Origin of the sequence: Niallia circulans (assembly GCF_007273535.1) — a bacterium.
GTDB lineage: Bacteria > Bacillota > Bacilli > Bacillales > Cytobacillaceae > Niallia > Niallia circulans_B.
In genome coordinates this window covers 675,007-696,021 of sequence record NZ_RIBP01000004.1, presented here as the reverse complement: position 1 = coordinate 696,021, position 21,015 = coordinate 675,007, and the positions used below count along the sequence as shown (strand labels likewise).

The following is a 21,015-nucleotide window of genomic DNA, read 5'->3' as shown; positions in this document are numbered from 1 at the left end:
CAAATGGCAGTCTATCAATAGTCTAATAAAATGGAAAATTTTGAAATGATGTAAAACTACAGTCGGAATTGATATAATAATCAATAATAAGCTATTGAATTTCGGTTATTGGGGGAACAGGTTTGATGGTAGAAAATATAAAGCATCTAGGTAATATATTATTACAACAAAAGAGAGAGATTGCATGGACTGTGCATGAACGCAGATTAGAAGGAGAAAGCTTAGAAACACTTAAAGCGATTCGCCATGTGGAAGAGGAGCTTCTTAAGCTGCGTGCTCATTTTATTTCTCTATTCGGACAAAGCCTGTTAAACCAAATGGATTTTGAAGGTTCTCTTAAGATGTTTGCAAACTGGGGAATTAACACTGGTGCGAGTCTCTCTGCACAAGGTGTGCCGTTAGATGAAGCGTTAAAGGATGTGGCTTTTTACAGAAGAGCCATATGGGAAGTATTAAAAAAGGAAATAAAGGAAAAAGCATTTTCTATTGATGAGGTTTTTGAAGTAAAGGACATTATTGATCCGTTATTAGATTATGCTCTGTACAATTTTAGCCTTTCCTATGTTGATTCTTATACAAATACCCTCAACAATTCAAGGAGAGCCTTTTTGGAGCTGTCTGTTCCAGTAGTGCCAATTACAAAGGATATTGCAATCCTGCCGCTGATTGGTGATATTGATACAGAAAGGGCCCAGCTGCTCATGGAAGAAACATTAATAAAAACAAGGGATATGGGAATTAATCACTTAATTATCGATATTTCCGGCGTGGTTATTATTGATACGATGGTTGCAAATGAATTGTTCAAGCTAATGGATGGCTTAAGGCTTCTGGGCATTGCAACCATTTTCTCCGGCGTTCGCCCAGAGATAGCTCAAACAATGGTGAATCTTGGCTTGAATACGAAGGATCTTGTTACAAGAGCAAGCTTGAGACAAGCACTGGCACTATTAGAGAGAGAAAGTATAATATAATGAAAAAGCTGGCTAATATATGCCAGCTTTTTCATTTATTATTTGAGTGTGTCGATTGTATTTAAGTCATGGTGCAGCGATTCTGCTGGCACTTTATTTTTAGGTACTTGTCCTTTTGCAACAGGCTCTTTCACATATACAAAGTCTCCAGAACCATCTTTTGCTGAGCCAGTTGCCCATAAGCCTTCAGATGACTCTGTTCCTTCAGAGAGGTTCCAGAATTCATAAGCTTCAGGCTGCGATTCTTTCTCCATTTCTGGCGGGAAGCTAGCTGGTACAACAACTCCGTTTTTCCCTTCCAACTCCTCGATCGCTGCAAGCCATTGATATTGATGATATCTGTCACGAGCCAGCATCTTTCTAAAAGTAGCTCTGACACCTTCATCTTTTGTCATATGGTAAAGTCGCGCAACCTGAAGGCGGCCTTGGCTTTCAGCATGAAGGTTTGATCGCATATCTGCCAAAAGATTTCCGCTTGCTACGATATAAGAACCATTCCAAGGTACTCCATTAGAGTTAGTCGGAAGTCCTCCCAAACCACTTACTAGCAGATGCTGGGGATTAACTCCGCCCATAATAGCAGCTATCGTTGGATCTTTGGCTGCTTCTGCCTGATCATCTGGTGATGCGCCATCTAACAGCTGGCTTATAAGGGAACATAGCATTTCAACATGGCCAATTTCCTCTGTGCCGATGTCCATAAGCATATCCTTATATTTTTCATTCCCACGACAATTAAACCCTTGAAAAAGATATTGCATCATAACAGTCATTTCTCCGAATTGTCCACCAAGGACCTCTTGAATTTGGCGTGCGAGCATTGGATCTGGCTTGTCTACTTTTACTTCAAATTGTAATTCCTTTTGATGACGAAACACATATATCTCCTCCTTTTGGTTAAGCAGTTACGCTAATGAAGTACCCCTAGTTTATTTGAAGTAAACGACGTGCTAAAAATTGGCAAAAAAAACGAGCCCCTTAGCAAGGCTCATCATTTATCAATGGACTCTTCATGCCCATCGGTTTTATAGGTTTCTTCCGTAAGTTTATTTTCGGTTTTTTCTTTTTCATATTCCTTACGGATTTTTCCGCATGTTATACATTCGCCGCTATAATAATAGCTGTATTTATGGTACTTGCGGATAGCGCAAATAACTGATCCAAAAAGCATATGTAACACAACTCCTTTACATATAAATTGTACAATAAAGACAATGAAGCGAAGATTAAATAAAAGTGACACAACAAGACAGATAGATGACAGAAGCGCTCTTTCTTTACTGATAGAAAACAATATGACGATATGTCTTGGGAGTCTGTTAAAAAAGAAACAACAGTGTAATATCATCTTTGCTCGGTTCATAAATTTCTTTTCTTGTCTTGGTTAATACTAATAAGTATCTGCAAAAAAGAAGCCGTGAAAAGGAGAAGTAAAGATGAAAAAACCATTTAACATATATAAAAACTCCGACATGAGGATACCACTTATCTATTTGATCATTTCTGCATGCTGGGTTTTGTTCTCATCCTATATACTCACCTATTTCACTGGCGATTTGCGCAATTTAGCTTCCTATGAAATGTTAAAGGGTTGGATATTCATCTGTGTGACGAGTGGTATTCTATACATACTTATAAGAAGAGAGCGAATTCGAAATGAGCAATCAAACAGAATGCGCTTAAATGCTGAATTCAAATTTAGGACATTGGTTGAGGAATCGCTTTTAGGGATTTATATCCTGCACGAGGGAAGATTTGCTTATATTAATACTACCTTTCTTGACCTAAGTGGCTACAGCAGCAAAGAACTGCTGCAAATGCCTTTTTCTGACCTGATTTTGCCCTTGCAAGAAGGAAATGAAGTAGGCCTTTACAATAATAGGGCAGAGCTGCAGCTTAAGAAAAAGGATGGTACTATGCTTGACGTTGTTGTTCTGTCCCATAAAGTAAGTGTGATACATAATGACGCTCCCGCGATTATGGGGTCTATTTTAGATAATACAGAGAAGCGTAAATACCAAAGGAAATTAGAGAGACTGGCGTTCTATGACCCATTAACAAATCTGGCAAATCGCCGGATGCTTTCCCAATCATTTGAGGAAGCTTTATTAAATGCTAGTGTAGAAAAGGGGAAGCTAGCATTGTTATTTATCGACTTAGATCACTTTAAAGGAATCAATGACAGCATTGGTCACGATATGGGTGATAAGGTGCTAAAGGGACTTGCAGAAAGAATTGTCAATTGTATACCGGAACGAGGACTTGTTTCACGATATGGTGGAGATGAGTTTACTGTGATGATTCCAGACATTCATTCCGAACAAGAGGGCGTAGTTATTGCCAATGATTTAATAACGACATTTAATGAGCCGTTATATATTGAAAACCAGCAATTTTATATTACATTAAGCATTGGCATTGCCATTTTCCCTGAGCATGGGGAAGAGCTGGAGACGCTTGAAAAGAATGCCGATATCGCGATGTACTTTGCCAAGGAAAAGGGACGGAACAATTCACAGCTGTTCACAAAAAGTATGAGGATATTTATGGTTGAAAAGCTTCACCTCCAGCATGAGCTAAGAAAGGCGATTGAACATATTGATAACCATTTCTTCTTAGTCTATCAGCCTAAAATTGATGTTGTGGCAAATAAGGTATTAGGTGTAGAGGCATTGCTGCGCTGGAAGCATCCTGAGGCTGGTTTGATTTCACCAGCACGATTTATTCCTATTGCAGAAGAAATGGGAACGATTAATGCACTAAGCAAGTGGGTCATGAATAAAGCGAGCAGGCAGTTGAGAAGCTGGAATGAAAAGGGAATTAAAATGTCAATTTGCGTTAATGTTTCTCCATTATTATTTCAGCAAGCCGATTTTGTGGAGAGCACTCTTCTCGCAATAGAAGAGGCAGGAGTTGAACCATGTGATGTACAATTGGAGATTACAGAAAGTGTGCTGACCAATTATCTGGACGAGGCAATTGATAAGCTCAATCTGCTGAAGAGCAACGGACTGACTATTGCCATTGATGATTTCGGCACAGGCTACTCGTCTTTAAGTGTATTAAGGAAAATGCCAATAGACAGGTTGAAGATTGACCAGTCCTTTATAAGAGATTTGCAAAAGGACCAAGAGATTGTTGCATTAATTATTTCAATGGCAAACAAGCTTGGAATGCATGTAACCGCTGAAGGTGTGGAAACACTTGAACAGTGTAAGCAGCTTAAGGATTTACATTGTAGTGAAATGCAAGGCTATTTTTTCAGCAAACCGATTACAGCAGAAGAGATGGAAGGATACTTAAAGAGTCCGCCGATTTCAACCTCTATTTAAGGCTCTCATTATGAGAGCCTTTTGTTTGCTATATTGCAAACGAAAGAAGGAAATTAGGCTTTTTAAACGAAAGGTATGGAAAAAGAGGAACCTTTTTAACTTTGACACGTAAATAGACAGGTTTGAAAATTCCAAATAATAGCGAACTCATGTACAATAAAAATTAATACTATGAACAAATTGGGCACTTAGAAATAAGGAGGAATAGCAATGGGCGTAATGCTTAGCAAAGGCCAGAAAGTGGACTTAACGAAGTCCAATCCTGGTTTAAGCACGGTAACGGTTGGGTTAGGCTGGGACATCAATCAAATGGGAGCTAATTATGATTTAGATGCTTCTGCATTTTTGCTTGGAGGCAACAGCAAGGTTCTTAGCGATCAGGATTTTATTTTTTACAATAACCCGAATGGAGCGGGCGGTTCTGTCATGTACAGCGGTGATAACAGGACAGGTATGGGTCATCAAGATGATGAACAAATAAGAATAGACCTGAATAGAGTACCTCCTTCCATACAGCGTATTGCCTTCACAATTACCATACATAATGCTTATGAAAAAGGGCAAAATTTTGGACATGTTTCAAATGCATATGTAAGGATTGTAAATGAAGCCAATCAAACAGAACTAATTCGTTTTAATCTTGGCCGGGATTATACAGTAGAGACAGCAATCGTTGCTGCGGAATTATATCGCCATAACAGTGAGTGGAAGTTTAATGCAATCGGAAGCGGCTTTCAAGGCGGACTTGCTGCATTATGCAGGAATTTCGGAGTTACAGTTGATGATGAGCCAGCACCACAAAATTCTTTTGCTGCCCAGCCGCAAAGCTTTGCTCCGCCTGTACAAAATCAACCATATTACGATAACACGAACACCTACTCAAGTTCATTTCCAGCGAGCGGGGCAGGCTCTTTCGCTCCCTCCAGTCCGCCGCCAGCGCCAGCTTATGGACAAGCATCTGTTGGTGGTTATCAGCAGCAAGGGTACGGTCATAGCCAGCCACCAACAGGAGCTTATGGTGATGATAATATCGTCTGTCCTAGATGCAGCAGCACAAATGTTAGAACAGGTGAAAAGGGATTTGGCTTGGGAAAAGCGGCAATTGGCGGCTTAATACTTGGTCCAATTGGTTTGCTGGGAGGATTTATCGGCAAAAATCAGCTGAAGTTCACTTGCAATAGCTGTGGAAACAATTGGTCACCATCCAATACAGACTATGCAGAGTGGGGCAGGCAGCAAAAACAGCGAGCAAAGGAGCTGTTCATGCGCTTTAAAAGTCCTGATGTTCTTGATGCAGTTGTTGCGTCCTGTGCCCTTGTCAGCATGGCAGACGGCAGGCTTGATCCTGCTGAAGAACGGAAGATGATGGAATTTATCCATCAAAGCGAGGAACTGCGGGTATTTGATATAAACAAGGTCCAGCAGCAATTCAATCATTTTGTTAGAAGAATAGAATATGATCAAATAGTCGGCAGAGCAGAAGCCTTCAGAGCATTAGGAAAGGTTCGTTCAAAGCCGGAGGTTGCAAGACTTGTGGCAAGATACTGTATTTCCATCGGTTATGCTGACGGGCACTTCGACCAAAGAGAAAAACAAACGGTCGCAGAGATTTGTCAGGAGCTTGGCCTTAATCCGAACGAGTTCCTATCATAAGGTATAGATAAAAGTATTCAATGAATGGACGGCCATGGAGAAGTCGTGGTTGTCCATTCTGGCATTTATAAACTATTTCGGTTGCATGGAACTTTTTTATAGGAGGAGAAGCATGACGATTACAAGAGAAACTAATAGCAAGGTAAACAGCATCATTGAAAATATAGAAAAGGTAATGATAGGTAAGCGAGATGTTGCAGAGCTTAGCTTAATTGCCTTGTTAGCACAAGGGCATGTTTTGCTTGAGGATGTTCCCGGAGTAGGAAAAACAATGATGGTTCGTTCCTTAGCTAAATCAGTCGGGGCAAACTTCCGCAGAATTCAATTTACCCCCGATTTACTTCCATCTGATGTGACAGGTGTATCTATTTACAATCCGAAAGAAATGGAATTTCAGTTTCTGCCTGGACCGATTTTAGGAAATATCATTCTGGCAGATGAAATTAACAGAACCTCACCGAAAACCCAATCCGCTTTATTAGAGGCTATGGAGGAAAGCAGTGTGACGATTGATGGTGTTACACATCAATTGAAAAAGCCGTTCTTTGTTATGGCCACTCAAAACCCAATCGAATATGAGGGGACATACCCTCTTCCAGAAGCACAATTAGACCGTTTTCTGCTGAAAATGAAAATGGGCTACCCAACACATGAGGAAGAGATGGATGTACTTACTAGAGTGCAGACATCCGCTCCGATTGAAGAGCTTAGCAGTGTTGTTACATTAGAAGAGCTTATTATGCTCCAAGCTGAAGTGAAAAAGATATACGTTGATGCCACGATAAAAAAATATATTGTTGACCTTGCAGCTGAAACTAGAACACATCCAAATGTGTATTTAGGTGCAAGCCCCCGCGGTTCCATTGCTTTAATGAGGGCAGTTCAAAGCTATGCATTTGTGCAAGGCAGGGATTATGTTATTCCTGATGATGTCCAATACCTTGTTAAGGCTGTCTTTTCCCATAGAATTATCTTGAAATCAGAAGCTAAATTCGATGGAATTACGGCAGAGGATATTATGGATGAGATTATCGCTACAGTACAAGTTCCGGTTAGAAGGCTCGGTTCTTGATGAAAACATTATTAAGAAGAATGCTTAGCATTTGGAAGCTTCTCGTTTTGTTTTTATTAGCAGGAGCCGCATTTGCTTACGCCATGTTTCAAGGCGGATTTGTCAGCTGGTTTTTATTTTACAGCTTTCTCCCGTTTGCCATATATGGTGCGCTGCTTGCAATGTATCCATTAAAGGAGTGGAAGGCAGTAAGGAAAATTGCGAAGCATGAATACAATGCAATGGAATCAATGACAGTCGAACTAGAGCTGACAAGAAAATCGATGTTTCCACTGTTCTACCTGTTAGTAGAAGATAAATTCAGTGCTCCATTAAAGGAGAAGGCTTCCGGTAAAGTATTAATTTTCCCAGGGTTCAAAAAGCGGATTATCTTTACTTACCAAGTGGATGCCCTTCCAAGAGGTGAGCATTTGTTTAATAAGGTATCTGTTAAAACAGGAGATCCACTAGGATTGATGGAAAAGGAAGCTGCCATTGCTGTCCCTAGTCGGATTATTGTTTATCCAGTTTACGAGGAGCTTTCTTATAAGCCTTTCTCAACTCATTATGACCAAGGAGCAACAGTTTCAAAGGAGCGAGTTCAACGGGATACGACAATGGCAGTTGGGATTCGAGAATACCAGACTGGTGACAGGTTTTCTTGGATTAATTGGAAGGCAAGTGCCAAAAGAGATTCATTTATGACAAAGGAGTTTGAACAGAAGCAATCCCATGACATTCTTGTAGTGCTTGATTGTGAAAAGAGTAATGGATTTGAGTCACTTGTATCTTTTACTGCTTCTTTAATAAGAGGAATTATCCGCAAGGGTGCCCAAGTAGGCTTGCTGACGGTAGAAAAGGAACGCACCTCTTTTCCGATAAGAGGAGGGGAAGGTCAACGAAGCCTTCTGTTTCATCATTTAGCAAAGTGTGAGGATGAATCACCGCTTACTTTGGCGAATGTGCTCGATAATGAAATGTCCACACTGCAGCAGCAGGCAACTTTATTGATTACTACCACGAACTTAACGAAGCAACTCATTGAAAAGACAAGCTATCTTGCAAATAAACGTCAGCAAGTTGTTGTATTTCTCGTCAAGGAAGCAAATGAGAGTATGACACAGCAGGAAAGAAGCTTAAAAGCTGGGGCGTCATCAAGAGGTATAATCGTCATCCCAGTGTCAAAAGGGAGATTTAAAGAGGCATTTTTGGAGGTGGCAACTAGTTGAGTTCTAATAGGTTACATACAGCAATATCTAATTTCATGCTGTATGTTCTTGGTTTTTTTCTAATATGGGAATGGCTCCGGCCGATGGAGCAATTAACAAATACAGGGAATATCCTCGTGTTTATCTTATTCTTAATTCTCTCACTTGCTATGGCCTATTTGCGCTTTGCTCCCATTTTGAGTGGGTTAATTAAACTAGGATATATAATTTTTATTTTACAATATTTATACTATGAAAATTCCTTTTTAACCTTTAGCTGGATTGGGCCATTTATGGCGGAAATGATCGATAATATCGCTATTTTATTTGATACGAATTGGCCTGATTTGACTGATATGTTTAAGAGTTTACTCTTTTTTATATTGCTGTGGTTAATGTCTTATTTAATAGACTATTGGCTAATTAAGCGGAGAAGAATTTTCACTTTCTTCTTATTGACGATGGTTTATATAACAGTTCTTGATACATTTACTCCCTATAATGCATATGCAGCAATTATAAGGACAACAATTATTGGGTTTACAGCAATGGGGATGCTGACATTCTACCGGATGCGAGACAAGGAGAATATTACAGGCAGCAAGTTTCTCGCCTTGAAGTGGATTGCACCACTACTATTATTTGTTTTTGCGAGTACGGCGATTGCATTTGCTGCACCGAAAGCAGACCCTTTATGGCCAGACCCTGTTCCATTCATCCAAACAATTGGTGACAAAGGCGGAGGGGAAGGCACCGGCACCGGACCACATCGAGTTGGTTACGGTGTTGATGATTCAAGACTTGGAGGAGACTTTTTGCCTGACGATACAGTCGTGTTTCAAACAGAGGTACAATCTCCCCATTATTGGAAAGTAGAGACGAAAGATAGTTATACAGGCAAGGGCTGGGTTCAATCAGAAGCAGCGGTCGAAATGAATGGGCAAGATTTTCAAAGAATCGAAGGGGCGGGAGATATTCCGTTTGTCGCATTTGAAAGTGGAGACAGTGTGGCAACAGAAGAAAAGGAAAGTAAGGTTCAATTTGTAGAGCCATTCGATTATTTGCTGTATCCATTAGGTGCAAAAGGAGCAATTTCAACAATGGATGCAATGATGATAGTCGAAACTGGAAATGAACGAATTTCCTTCGATTATCCAGTTAATTCTTATTCCGTTACATATGACGAGCCTGAGTACAGCTTAGATGCATTGACAAATGCTGATATGGAAGGATATTTACGGGGAAATCAAGAGTTTGCAGCAAGATATACGCAGCTGCCGGAAAACCTTCCACAGAGGGTAATTGATTTAGCAAATGAAATTACACAGGATGAAGAGAATGTTTTTGCTAAAGCAAGAGCGATTGAGAATTATTTTTCTGCCAACGGCTTTGTCTACAGCCAAAGCGATGTTGCAATACCAGCGGATGATGAGGATTATGTTGACCAATTTCTATTTGAAACAAAGATAGGTTATTGCGACAACTATTCAACATCTATGGTCGTTATGCTCCGTGCTCTCGATATACCTGCAAGATGGGTAAAAGGATTCACCGAAGGAGAGCTTATCCAACAGGAGAACAACATAAGTGAATATGATGTAACAAATAATAATGCCCATTCCTGGGTAGAGGCATATTTTCCTGGAACTGGCTGGGTAACCTTCGAGCCAACACAAGGATTTTCAAACGAAAACACATTTGTGAATGACGTCAGAAATGAAGCCGACACAGATACCGAGGAAACAGACCAACCACAGCAGGAGGAACAGGAGCAAACCGAAGCAGACCAAACTCCTCAACAGGAAACAACTGCATCAGATCAGTCCGAGCAATTCTCCTTTGGCAAGTGGTGGAGTGCATTCAAAGCCTTTGCTGCAGATAAGTGGCAATGGATAGCTGGCTTCGCTGCCTTCCTGTTAGCGATAAGCTGGTTGCTGTTCTGGAAAAGACATAAATGGCTTCCTTATTACTATCTATGGAAATTTAAAAGAGGAAAAAATAGTACTGATTTTGAAGCAGCTTACTTAACTCTACTCAAGTTGCTAAAGCTCTCAGGCTGGGGCAAACAAGAGAACATGACATTACGCGAATATGCCAAATACATTGACCATGTATTAGACTCAAGTGATATGGCTGTACTGACTGCTAAATACGAGGAATTACTGTATAAAGGCAGGCGACAGGATATGGACTGGAGTGAGTTAAAAGCATTATGGGAAAGGCTGGTCAGAAAGACAGCAGCTTAATGTAAAAAGGAAGGGAACACATCGTAATGGATGGTGTTCCCTTCCTTTTTTAATAGACTTCATTCAGCTAATTTTGGATTGACCGCAAAACTATTGTGAGTTGGAGTTAAAGATTCCTTGGAAAATAGTCTGCTTAACTTTTTGCCCTCCTTTATAGGGAATTCCATGTAATCCTGAGGATTATCTAAGGATGTTTTTAAAATTCTCATTTTTGTGCCAGCCTTTTCAAAGGAATTCCCCAAACTAACATAGTAGTCGATAAAGGAAAGGTTCCGGTTCTTTCTTGCCTGTTAATGAGAGTGTTTACACAATAAAGTTCACAGGATTGCCTATATTCTGATTTGTATTTAAAAATGTTGGTTAAGTCACCTTTCAAAGGCTAATTTCAAATTAAAGAAATTTGTATAAAAGGTGCTACAGTATAAGGAATAAAGGGGTTTGGTGAATTGTGTGAAAATTTAATCAAAACAACAACATCTTGACCAGCAATTCGACATGTTGTTACAATGTTCTAAACTAATAAATTTCCTTCATATATCCTCGATGATATGGTTCGAGAGTCTCTACCGGGTCACCCTAAAGGATCCGACTATGAAGGCAGATGGGTCTTATTTTTATATGGTGTGTGAAAACCATTGTAATAGTTAAAGACTAGAAATCTGCCTTCGTTTTTATTTGAGGCCGAATTCTAGTCTTTTTTATATGAAGAAATCCTTTTTTGCAGCTATAAAGTAGTTTTTTAACGTTTTTTGCGATTGCCACTCAATTTATAGCATGAATAAGCAAAAATTAGAAAAAATAGTAACAATAAGCTTTTTAATAGATTAATGAGGTGAATAATATGGGGAAAACAAGCATTCAAGACCAACAAATGATTGTCGTTCTTGATTTCGGCAGTCAGTATAATCAATTAATCACAAGAAGAATTAGGGAATTTGGCGTTTACAGTGAGCTTCACCCACATACAATCACAGCAGAGGAAATTAAAGCATTGAATCCAGCGGGAATTATCTTCTCTGGTGGACCAAACAGTGTTTATGATGAGAATGCATTTGGCTGTGACGAACGTATTTTTGAACTTGGTTTACCTATCTTCGGTATTTGCTACGGTATGCAGTTGATGACAAAGCATTTCGGCGGTAAAGTGGAAAAAGCGAAGCATCGTGAATACGGTAAAGCAGAAATCAAAATTGAAAACAGCACAAAGCTTTTCTCTGATTTGCCAAGTGAGCAAATTGTGTGGATGAGCCATGGTGATCTTGTTGTCGAGCAGCCTGAAGGATTTACAGTTGACGCAATTAACCCTTCTTGCCCAATTGCTTCTATGAGCAATGAGGAAAAAGGTCTTTATGCAGTACAATTCCATCCAGAAGTACGCCATTCCGTATACGGAAATGAACTGCTGAAAAACTTTGTTTTCGGTGTTTGTGGATGTAAAGGTGACTGGTCTATGGAAAACTTCATTGAAATCGAAATGGAGAAAATCCGTCAAACAGTTGGAGACAAAAAAGTTCTTTGCGCACTTAGCGGCGGAGTAGATTCTTCTGTAGTTGCTGTTCTTATCCATAAAGCAATCGGCGATCAATTGACATGTATCTTCGTTGACCACGGTCTATTGCGTAAAGGTGAAGCAGAAAGTGTTATGAAGACTTTCACAGAAGGCTTCCATATGAACGTAATCAAAGTGGATGCTAAAGAACGTTTCATGTCTAAACTAGAAGGTGTCAGCGATCCAGAGAAAAAACGTAAAATCATCGGTAACGAGTTCATTTACGTATTCGATGATGAAGCAAGCAAGCTAGAAGGAATCGACTTCCTTGCACAAGGAACACTTTACACAGATATTATCGAAAGTGGTACAGCAACTGCGCAAACTATCAAGTCCCACCACAATGTTGGCGGTCTTCCAGAAGATATGCAGTTCCAATTAATCGAGCCATTGAACACATTGTTTAAGGATGAAGTAAGAGCATTAGGTTCAGAGCTTGGTATAGCTGATGAAATCGTTTGGAGACAGCCATTCCCAGGTCCTGGTCTTGGTATCCGTGTATTAGGGGCAATCAGCGAAGATAAGCTGGAAATCGTTCGTGAATCTGACTATATCCTGCGTGAAGAAATTAAAAAAGCAGGCCTAGACCGCGATATTTGGCAATACTTCACAGTGCTGCCTGACATCCGCAGCGTTGGTGTAATGGGCGACGCACGCACATACGATTACACAATCGGTATCCGTGCAGTTACATCTATCGATGGTATGACATCTGACTGGGCGCGTATCCCATGGGAAGTGCTTGAAGTCATTTCAACAAGAATCGTTAACGAAGTGGATCATGTTAACCGCGTCGTTTATGATATTACAAGTAAGCCACCAGCAACTATTGAGTGGGAATAAGAGTAAAGAGCTAGAAATCCTTTGTAAGGGCTTCTAGCTCTTTTTATATTCATCTGCAACCAATCTAAATGATTTTATATTGATTTACTCATGATTCAAGAGAAATAATTAATAATGAAGCGTGAGAGTGGCGGAGTGCGTGAGTCCTAATAGGGTGTACTTTAACGAACTGAGCAAATTTTTTCACATGAATTTGGACACGTTTTAGGATTGGCGCATATGACTAGCACAAGTGCTAATGCTGGAAAAGTATTGATGAGAGGTGCCTTCCCTAGAGCTATTGGACCTACTAAAGATGAACTGAATACGATAACAAAACTATATAAATAAAGAGAGTATCAATATGAAAAAATGGTTAATAATCTCATCTTTTTTTCTTTTAGGTGTTACAGCTTGTTCTAGTAATCAAGCAACTGATATAAGAGAAGATAAAGATATTAAAGCAGAGCAAAGCGAAAAATCTAATCTTAGTTTCAAAAAAAGAGAACCTAGATCAACTAGAATAGATATTACAAATGAAGATGGCTATCAAGTAAGCTCTGCCGAAGCTTCAATGGTTGATAGTTTTGAATCTGTCGAACAATTGGATCAACGTTCTGACTTAAATATTGAAGGACAAGTTATTTCTAATGAATATGTTACCTATGATGATATTCCCTTTACAATTTCAAAAGTAAAGATTATTGATATCATTGGTAAAACTGAAGAAGATTTTGTAATTGGAGATACTATAAAAGTAGTACAAACTGGCGGTTTATATGTCCAACATGATGTGGGTGGAGATGAAAAAATATCCCGATTCCTTATCATTCACAGGGAATTTAGGGGTTACAACAGATGATAAGAAATATGCGCTGTTAATTTGGCCATCTTTTTTCGGTAAAACAGAATATGGATTGCAGCTTGTAGATGAAAAGAATGAGATGCACTCTATTACGATAAATAAAAATACACAGGCAATAAATGAGGAATATCGTGATTTAATTAAGCATAATAAAGAAACAATAAATATATTGTTTAATAAAGCCGCGAAAATGTGGAAGGACATATAGCGGCTTTTTTGTTTGAATAAGAATAAAAGATGAAAGAGCACACCGAAATTACAATAAAGATATATGTAAGTGTCTCGGCATTTTAAGATAGAATTATGTACATTTTTAATCCTGTTTTTTTTTATTGTATCTTTACAAGTGGATATATCTTAGGATAAAATACCAAAATGTATAAGAGAACACGAACATTAGCACCCGAAAAACAAGCGAACGTTTACAAAAAAATATCCACTTAATGTTCGTATTTTGTATTGACGAAAAGCTACCGTGCTGATAAACTAAGTTTGCAACTAAAGAAATACTCGTATAATTATGGGGGATATGGCCCAAAAGTTTCTACCGAGCTACCGTAAATAGCTTGACTACGAGGTAAGTGTATATAAAGGGATACGCAATAGAACTCTTTTTCTTTTTTATCTAATCCCTGTTATATTTCACAAACCCTAGTCAACGCTCCTACGATAATGGAGTGTTTTTTTGTTCTTATAGAGTTGGAACATGAAAGGGGAAAAAAGAATGAAAAAGTTTTTTAAATTTGAGGAACTAGGAACGAACTACCGTAAGGAATTTGTCGGTGGATTCACTACTTTCCTAGCAATGGCATATATTTTGGCGGTTAACCCATTTACATTGACTTTAGGCGATGTAGCGGACCTGCCGGCAGCACTTCGAATGGACTATGGTGCTGTATTCGTAGCAACAGCATTGGCAGCAGCAATCGGTTCACTTATTATGGGGCTGTTTGCTAATTATCCAATCGCACTTGCACCTGGTTTAGGGTTAAATGCATTTTTTGCTTATACAGTTGTTTTAACACAAGGTGAGCCTTGGGAATACGCATTGGCAGCAGTCTTTATTTCAAGCTTCTTCTTCCTGCTGTTAACGATTACTGGGCTTCGTGAAAAATTAATAAATGCAATACCAGTTGAATTAAAGCTCGCAGTTGGTGCGGGAATCGGTTTGTTTATTACATTCATTGGATTGCAAAACGCTGATATTATCATCGACAATCCTGCAACATTGGTTCATATTGGTGATTTATCACAGCCTAGCACATTACTTGCAATCTTCGGGATTTTCGTAACAATCATTCTAATGGTTAGGAAGATTCATGGCGGTGTATTCTACGGAATGGTTATCACTGCCGTTGTAGGGATGATTTTTGGTGTTATTGATGCTCCATCAGGTGTTGTCTCAGCAGTACCAAGCTTAGAGCCGACATTTGGTAAATTGTTCTCTGCTTTCGGAGACGGAGCTTTCTACACACAAAGCATGCTTGTTGTTATTTTGACTTTCTTATTCGTAGATTTCTTTGATAATGCAGGTACATTGGTAGCTGTAGCAAACCAAGCAGGACTAATGAAAGACAATAAATTGCCAAGAGCAGGTAAAGCGTTGTTTGCAGATTCTATCGCTTCTATGGTAGGTTCTATCTTCGGTACATCAACAACAACTTCTTTTGTTGAATCATCTGCTGGTGTTGCAGCAGGGGCTCGTTCAGGATTTGCATCTATTGTTACAGCAGGATTCTTCTTGCTTTCCTTGTTCTTCTTCCCATTGTTGGAGGTCGTAACATCAGCTGTCACTACACCAGCACTTGTTGTAGTAGGAATCTTGATGGTTTCTTCATTAGGAAAAATTGATTGGACTAAGTTTGAAATCGCAGTGCCTTCTTTCTTAGTAGTCGTATCAATGCCATTAACATACAGCATTGCGACAGGTATTGCCGTTGGATTCATTTTCTACCCAATCACAATGCTTTTGAGTGGCCGTAGAAAAGAAATCAACCCGATTATGTACATTTTCTTTGCAATCTTTGCGCTATACTTCGTATTCTTGCAATAGGATATTCATTTTTAAGGCTGCTATTTTTAGCAGCCTTTTGTATTTTTTCGTTGACTTACAAGTTTTACTTTAATAACATTGAATTACCTAGAAGTCTTTCGAAGTGAGGAAAAAGACATGCCGAATTTGCTAGTAAAAAAAGCGCTTAATAATAATGTGCTAATTGGTGAGCATCCTTCATATGGAGAAGTTGTGCTTATTGGAAAAGGGATAGGCTTCAATCGGAAAAACGGTGATACTATTGATGCAGATGTAGTTGAGAAACTGTTTGTACTTCGAAATGAGAAGGAACAGATGAACTACCTGAAACTCCTTCCTCAAGTAGACAACGATTTGCTAGACGTTATTATCTCCTCGATTGAGCTTATTAAAAGCAAAACAAATACAAAGCTTAATGAGCATATACATGTTGCATTAACAGATCATATCATGTTTGCAGTTTCGAGACTGTCGAATGGGCTAGTGTTGAATAATCCGTTTTTAATTGAAACGAAGGCGCTTTATCCATATGAATACAAGATTGCCGAGGATGTGGTGAAGCTTATTGGTGAACAGACAGAGATTAGTTTACCAGTAGGTGAAATCGGTTTCATCGCTCTGCATATTCACAGTGCGATGATGAATAGAAATCTATCGGAGGTTAATCAGCATTCCCAGTTGGTGACACACTTAGTTAATTTAATTGAGGAACAGCTTGATGTGCAAATTGATAAGGACAGCATAGATTATATGAGACTGGTGCGCCATCTCCGGTTTACAATTGAAAGAGTTCATCACGGGGAAAAAGTAGATGAGCCAGAAAAAATAACTTCCCTATTGAAAGCCGAATATCCACTGTGCTATAATCTCTCATGGAAGCTCATTAAGGTTATGCAACAAACATTAAGAAAACCAGTATTTGATGCGGAAGCGGTGTATTTAACAATGCATTTGCAGCGTCTTCAAAAGAAGGTTAAATAGTTATTATCTTATAAACGTGTTACTGATTCGATCAGGCATGAGTGAAAAAGATGATTGATAAGAGTTTTTTAGGGGAATCTAACCCTGAATAACTTTTTCAGTTACTTTTTTATTCATGCCTTTTTTGTTTTTATGATAACGTTTTATGGGCTAAGGAAATTAAAGAAAGTAGGGGGAACAAAATGTTTAAACAGATTTTCGGTGTTTTGCAAAAAGTCGGAAAAGCACTTATGCTTCCGGTTGCATTATTGCCAGCTGCTGGTATTTTACTTGCGCTAGGTAATGCGCTTCACAATGAAGCGTTGTTAGACATTGCTCCGTTTTTAGATAATAGTGGAGTATCTATGGTAGCATCCGTTATGGAAAATGCGGGTAATATCGTATTCAGCAACCTGCCGCTGTTGTTTGCAGTTGGTGTTGCAGTAGGATTATCTGGTGGTGAAGGTGTTGCCGGGCTTGCTGCTATTATTGGTTACTTGATCATGAACGTAACAATGGGTACTGTTAAAGGCTATACAGCTGAATCTGTTAACGGTATCGATATTGCTAACGTACTTGGTATTCCAACACTTCAAACTGGGGTGTTCGGTGGTATTATCGTCGGTATACTTGCTTCCATGCTTTACAATAAATTTTATGAAATTGAATTGCCATCATATTTAGGATTCTTTGCTGGTAAACGTTTTGTGCCGATTATTACAGCGGCATCTGCAGTTATCCTTGGTTTGCTAATGGTATTAATCTGGCCGCCAATTCAATCAGGTCTTAATGCCTTCTCACAAAACATGGTTAATGCAAACTTAACTGTTTCAGCACTTATCTTTGGTATCATTGAACGTTCATTGATTCCATTTGGTCTTCACCATATCTTCTATTCTCCATTCTGGTATGAATTTGGACAATACACAACTGCTGCAGGTGATGTAGTACGTGGTGACCAACGTATCTTTATGGCAGAAATTAAAGACGGTGTACAAAACTTGACTGCTGGTACTTTCATGACAGGTAAATTCCCATTCATGATGTTCGGTTTACCAGCTGCTGCTCTTGCGATTTATCATGAAGCTCGCCCAGAAAGAAAAGCGGTTGTTGGTGGTTTAATGGCATCAGCTGCATTGACTTCTTTCTTAACAGGTATTACTGAGCCATTAGAATTCTCATTCTTATTCGTTGCACCAGTTCTTTTCGGTATTCACGCAGTATTTGCAGGTCTATCATTCATGACAATGCAACTATTGAATGTTAAGGTTGGTATGACTTTCTCTGGTGGTTTGATTGACTATGTACTATTCGGATTAATCAACCCACAAACAAACGCTTGGATTATTATTCCAGTTGGTTTAGTGTTTGCACTTATCTACTACTTCGGTTTCCGTTTCGCGATCCGTAAGTTTAACTTGAAAACTCCTGGACGTGAAGATGAAACACAAGAAGAAGAAACAACAGGGGGAGCAACTAGCGACCTTCCGTACGAAGTGTTAGAAGCTATGGGTGGACAAGAAAACATCGCTCACCTTGATGCATGTATTACAAGACTTCGTGTATCAGTTAATGATATTAAAGATGTTGATAAAGATCGTTTGAAAAAGCTTGGTGCTGCTGGAGTCTTAGAAGTCGGCAACAACATTCAAGCAATCTTTGGTCCTCGCTCTGAAACAATTAAAGGGCAAATGAGAGATATTATGAGTGGTAAAAGACCACGTCCGGCTGCAACGCCTTCTATGGATAAAGAAGTACAGCAACAAATTGAAGACGTAAATCCAAATGCCCTTAAAGGTGATTTTGATGGTGATGATTCACTAGTTTCACCTATTAAAGGACAATTGGTGCCAATCACAGAAGTTCCAGATCCGGTTTTTGCTGGAAAAATGATGGGTGATGGTTTCGCAGTTATTCCATCTGAAGGTACAGTTGTATCTCCTGTTGATGGAAAAATCGTAAACCTGTTCCCGACTAAACACGCAATCGGCATCATGGCAGATTCAGGCCGTGAAATCCTTATCCACTTCGGTATTGATACAGTGAAACTGAAAGGGGAAGGGTTCGAAACTCTAATAGGGGAAAATGACGTTGTTAAAAAAGGTCAGCCTCTATTGAAAGTAGACTTGGATTACATTAAAGAAAACGCAACTTCAACAATAACGCCAATCATCTTTACTAATTTAGCTGAAGGTGAATCTGTACAGATTAACAAACCAGGCAATGTTGACTTAAAAGAAGAAGAAATTATTTCTATCGTGAAATAAGCTATTAGTGAGCCTGGCTTTTATAAGCCAGGCTCACTTTTTATATATAATAGAAGAAAGTGATTTGGTATTATTTTTTTTGAAGTATTTGTTGACTTATAGAAACTAAGGTGATATTATATGAAAACAGCCTAATTGAAGCGTTTTTATTTTATTAAAATAAAATATTGACTTTAATGGAAAGTGCTGTTATTATTTAAAAAGTCACTTCTAACAGTGATTGTAAAAATTGCTCTTTGAAAACTGAACAAACAAACGTCAACAATAATCGTTTTTATAACTTCGTTATAGAAACAAAAACAAGTAACAAAAAGCTAGAGTTTAGCAATGAGCTAATCTTACTCTTTATCGGAGAGTTTGATCCTGGCTCAGGACGAACGCTGGCGGCGTGCCTAATACATGCAAGTCGAGCGGACTTAAAAAGCTTGCTTTTTAAGTTAGCGGCGGACGGGTGAGTAACACGTGGGCAACCTGCCTGTAAGACTGGGATAACTTCGGGAAACCGGAGCTAATACCGGATAATCCTTTTCTACTCATGTAGGAAAGCTGAAAGACGGTTTACGCTGTCACTTACAGATGGGCCCGCGGCGCATTAGCTAGTTGGTGAGGTAACGGCTCACCAAGGCGACGATGCGTAGCCGACCTGAGAGGGTGATCGGCCACACTGGGACTGAGACACGGCCCAGACTCCTACGGGAGGCAGCAGTAGGGAATCTTCCGCAATGGACGAAAGTCTGACGGAGCAACGCCGCGTGAGTGATGAAGGTTTTCGGATCGTAAAACTCTGTTGTTAGGGAAGAACAAGTACGAGAGTAACTGCTCGTACCTTGACGGTACCTAACCAGAAAGCCACGGCTAACTACGTGCCAGCAGCCGCGGTAATACGTAGGTGGCAAGCGTTGTCCGGAATTATTGGGCGTAAAGCGCGCGCAGGCGGTCCTTTAAGTCTGATGTGAAAGCCCACGGCTCAACCGTGGAGGGTCATTGGAAACTGGGGGACTTGAGTGCAGAAGAGAAGAGTGGAATTCCACGTGTAGCGGTGAAATGCGTAGAGATGTGGAGGAACACCAGTGGCGAAGGCGACTCTTTGGTCTGTAACTGACGCTGAGGCGCGAAAGCGTGGGGAGCAAACAGGATTAGATACCCTGGTAGTCCACGCCGTAAACGATGAGTGCTAAGTGTTAGAGGGTTTCCGCCCTTTAGTGCTGCAGCAAACGCATTAAGCACTCCGCCTGGGGAGTACGGCCGCAAGGCTGAAACTCAAAGGAATTGACGGGGGCCCGCACAAGCGGTGGAGCATGTGGTTTAATTCGAAGCAACGCGAAGAACCTTACCAGGTCTTGACATCTCCTGACAATCCTAGAGATAGGACGTTCCCCTTCGGGGGACAGGATGACAGGTGGTGCATGGTTGTCGTCAGCTCGTGTCGTGAGATGTTGGGTTAAGTCCCGCAACGAGCGCAACCCTTGATCTTAGTTGCCAGCATTCAGTTGGGCACTCTAAGGTGACTGCCGGTGACAAACCGGAGGAAGGTGGGGATGACGTCAAATCATCATGCCCCTTATGACCTGGGCTACACACGTGCTACAATGGATGGTACAAAGGGCAGCAAAACCGCGAGGTCGAGCCAATCCCATAAAACCATTCTCAGTTCGGATTGTAGGCTGCAACTCGCCTACATGAAGCTGGAATCGCTAGTAATCGCGGATCAGCATGCCGCGGTGAATACGTTCCCGGGCCTTGTACACACCGCCCGTCACACCACGAGAGTTTGTAACACCCGAAGTCGGTGGGGTAACCCTTTTGGGAGCCAGCCGCCTAAGGTGGGATAGATGATTGGGGTGAAGTCGTAACAAGGTAGCCGTATCGGAAGGTGCGGCTGGATCACCTCCTTTCTAAGGAAAATGGATTTATTCCATTCATAGATTGTTGATAGTTTGTTGTTCAGTTTTGAGGGAGCAATTCCTCATGATATAAAATTGTTCTTTGAAAACTAAATCATATAGAAGAAAAACCAAGATTAAACCGAGTAATCGCCATCTTAGATTCTCTATTA

The 21,015-nt window shown here is 40.0% G+C and carries 15 protein-coding genes, 1 rRNA gene and 2 riboswitches; of the genes, 14 read left to right on the top strand and 2 right to left on the bottom strand.

Features of this window, described 5'->3' with window-relative positions; all coding sequences use genetic code 11:
- Nucleotides 1-125: 125 nt before the first annotated feature.
- Entirely contained in the window at nt 126-974 is an 849-nt protein-coding gene (locus tag CEQ21_RS11315; protein ID WP_185767237.1) for an STAS domain-containing protein, read from the top strand.
- Nucleotides 975-1,012: 38 nt separating this feature from the next.
- Here CEQ21_RS11315 and CEQ21_RS11310 read toward each other — a convergent pair whose 3' ends face one another.
- Nucleotides 1,013-1,852: a manganese catalase gene (locus CEQ21_RS11310; protein WP_185764686.1), complete on the bottom strand. Its 840-nt coding sequence runs from the start codon at nt 1,850-1,852 to the stop codon at nt 1,013-1,015.
- A 113-nt stretch (nt 1,853-1,965) separates the two neighbouring features.
- The gene (locus CEQ21_RS11305) at nt 1,966-2,145 is read right to left on the bottom strand and encodes a hypothetical protein (protein ID WP_185764685.1); all 180 of its coding nucleotides are present in this window, start codon (nt 2,143-2,145) and stop codon (nt 1,966-1,968) included.
- Nucleotides 2,146-2,410: 265 nt separating this feature from the next.
- On the opposite strand from CEQ21_RS11305, the gene CEQ21_RS11300 reads away from it, so the two are divergent.
- The 13 genes from CEQ21_RS11300 (at nt 2,411) to CEQ21_RS11240 (ending at nt 20,854) form a co-directional block, all read left to right on the top strand.
- On the top strand, nt 2,411-4,306 hold the full coding sequence (locus tag CEQ21_RS11300; RefSeq protein WP_185764684.1) for a putative bifunctional diguanylate cyclase/phosphodiesterase: 1,896 nt from the start codon (nt 2,411-2,413) through the stop codon (nt 4,304-4,306).
- A gap of 210 nt (nt 4,307-4,516) precedes the next feature.
- Complete coding sequence (locus CEQ21_RS11295; protein WP_185764683.1) at nt 4,517-5,959, top strand: TerD family protein; 1,443 nt, start codon at nt 4,517-4,519, stop codon at nt 5,957-5,959.
- A gap of 112 nt (nt 5,960-6,071) precedes the next feature.
- Complete coding sequence (locus CEQ21_RS11290; protein WP_185764682.1) at nt 6,072-7,031, top strand: AAA family ATPase; 960 nt, start codon at nt 6,072-6,074, stop codon at nt 7,029-7,031.
- Entirely contained in the window at nt 7,031-8,239 is a 1,209-nt protein-coding gene (locus CEQ21_RS11285; protein ID WP_185767236.1) for a DUF58 domain-containing protein, read from the top strand. The genes CEQ21_RS11290 and CEQ21_RS11285 overlap by 1 nt, the downstream gene beginning before the upstream one ends.
- Nucleotides 8,236-10,464 carry a transglutaminaseTgpA domain-containing protein gene (locus CEQ21_RS11280; protein WP_185764681.1) on the top strand — a complete coding sequence of 743 codons (2,229 nt, stop codon included), beginning with the start codon at nt 8,236-8,238 and terminating at the stop codon, nt 10,462-10,464. The genes CEQ21_RS11285 and CEQ21_RS11280 overlap by 4 nt, the downstream gene beginning before the upstream one ends.
- A 510-nt stretch (nt 10,465-10,974) precedes the next feature.
- A riboswitch (purine riboswitch) is annotated at nt 10,975-11,076 on the top strand.
- A gap of 229 nt (nt 11,077-11,305) precedes the next feature.
- Nucleotides 11,306-12,856 carry a glutamine-hydrolyzing GMP synthase gene (gene guaA, locus CEQ21_RS11275; RefSeq protein ID WP_185764680.1) on the top strand — a complete coding sequence of 517 codons (1,551 nt, stop codon included), beginning with the start codon at nt 11,306-11,308 and terminating at the stop codon, nt 12,854-12,856.
- Between the two features lie 177 nt (nt 12,857-13,033).
- Complete coding sequence (locus CEQ21_RS27475; RefSeq protein WP_419181614.1) at nt 13,034-13,186, top strand: matrixin family metalloprotease; 153 nt, start codon at nt 13,034-13,036, stop codon at nt 13,184-13,186.
- A gap of 13 nt (nt 13,187-13,199) precedes the next feature.
- A complete protein-coding gene (locus CEQ21_RS11265; RefSeq protein WP_185764678.1) occupies nt 13,200-13,697 on the top strand; it encodes a hypothetical protein in 498 nt (165 codons plus the stop codon).
- The gene (locus CEQ21_RS11260) at nt 13,639-13,908 is read left to right on the top strand and encodes a hypothetical protein (RefSeq protein WP_185764677.1); all 270 of its coding nucleotides are present in this window, start codon (nt 13,639-13,641) and stop codon (nt 13,906-13,908) included. Before CEQ21_RS11265 ends, CEQ21_RS11260 begins: the two co-directional genes overlap by 59 nt.
- A gap of 282 nt (nt 13,909-14,190) precedes the next feature.
- A riboswitch (purine riboswitch) is annotated at nt 14,191-14,293 on the top strand.
- 131 nt (nt 14,294-14,424) lie between these two features.
- Nucleotides 14,425-15,753 carry an NCS2 family permease gene (locus CEQ21_RS11255; RefSeq protein ID WP_144458436.1) on the top strand — a complete coding sequence of 443 codons (1,329 nt, stop codon included), beginning with the start codon at nt 14,425-14,427 and terminating at the stop codon, nt 15,751-15,753.
- A gap of 117 nt (nt 15,754-15,870) precedes the next feature.
- On the top strand, nt 15,871-16,713 hold the full coding sequence (glcT, locus tag CEQ21_RS11250) for a glucose PTS transporter transcription antiterminator GlcT (protein WP_144458437.1): 843 nt from the start codon (nt 15,871-15,873) through the stop codon (nt 16,711-16,713).
- A gap of 182 nt (nt 16,714-16,895) precedes the next feature.
- Nucleotides 16,896-18,959: a glucose-specific PTS transporter subunit IIBC gene (ptsG, locus tag CEQ21_RS11245; RefSeq protein WP_185764676.1), complete on the top strand. Its 2,064-nt coding sequence runs from the start codon at nt 16,896-16,898 to the stop codon at nt 18,957-18,959.
- A gap of 345 nt (nt 18,960-19,304) precedes the next feature.
- Nucleotides 19,305-20,854: ribosomal RNA gene (locus tag CEQ21_RS11240) — 16S ribosomal RNA — on the top strand.
- Nucleotides 20,855-21,015: the final 161 nt, after the last annotated feature.

Excerpts from the sequence above, each read along its gene's own strand:
- CEQ21_RS11315 (WP_185767237.1), top strand. The coding sequence starts at position 126 with ATGGTAGAAAATATAAAGCATCTAGGTAATATATTATTACAACAAAAG.
- CEQ21_RS11305 (WP_185764685.1), bottom strand. The coding sequence starts at position 2,145 with ATGCTTTTTGGATCAGTTATTTGCGCTATCCGCAAGTACCATAAATAC.
- CEQ21_RS11300 (WP_185764684.1), top strand. The coding sequence starts at position 2,411 with ATGAAAAAACCATTTAACATATATAAAAACTCCGACATGAGGATACCA.
- CEQ21_RS11295 (WP_185764683.1), top strand. The coding sequence starts at position 4,517 with ATGGGCGTAATGCTTAGCAAAGGCCAGAAAGTGGACTTAACGAAGTCC.
- CEQ21_RS11290 (WP_185764682.1), top strand. The coding sequence starts at position 6,072 with ATGACGATTACAAGAGAAACTAATAGCAAGGTAAACAGCATCATTGAA.
- CEQ21_RS11285 (WP_185767236.1), top strand. The coding sequence starts at position 7,031 with ATGAAAACATTATTAAGAAGAATGCTTAGCATTTGGAAGCTTCTCGTT.
- guaA (WP_185764680.1), top strand. The coding sequence starts at position 11,306 with ATGGGGAAAACAAGCATTCAAGACCAACAAATGATTGTCGTTCTTGAT.
- CEQ21_RS11265 (WP_185764678.1), top strand. The coding sequence starts at position 13,200 with ATGAAAAAATGGTTAATAATCTCATCTTTTTTTCTTTTAGGTGTTACA.
- CEQ21_RS11260 (WP_185764677.1), top strand. The coding sequence starts at position 13,639 with ATGAAAAAATATCCCGATTCCTTATCATTCACAGGGAATTTAGGGGTT.
- CEQ21_RS11255 (WP_144458436.1), top strand. The coding sequence starts at position 14,425 with ATGAAAAAGTTTTTTAAATTTGAGGAACTAGGAACGAACTACCGTAAG.
- glcT (WP_144458437.1), top strand. The coding sequence starts at position 15,871 with ATGCCGAATTTGCTAGTAAAAAAAGCGCTTAATAATAATGTGCTAATT.
- ptsG (WP_185764676.1), top strand. The coding sequence starts at position 16,896 with ATGTTTAAACAGATTTTCGGTGTTTTGCAAAAAGTCGGAAAAGCACTT.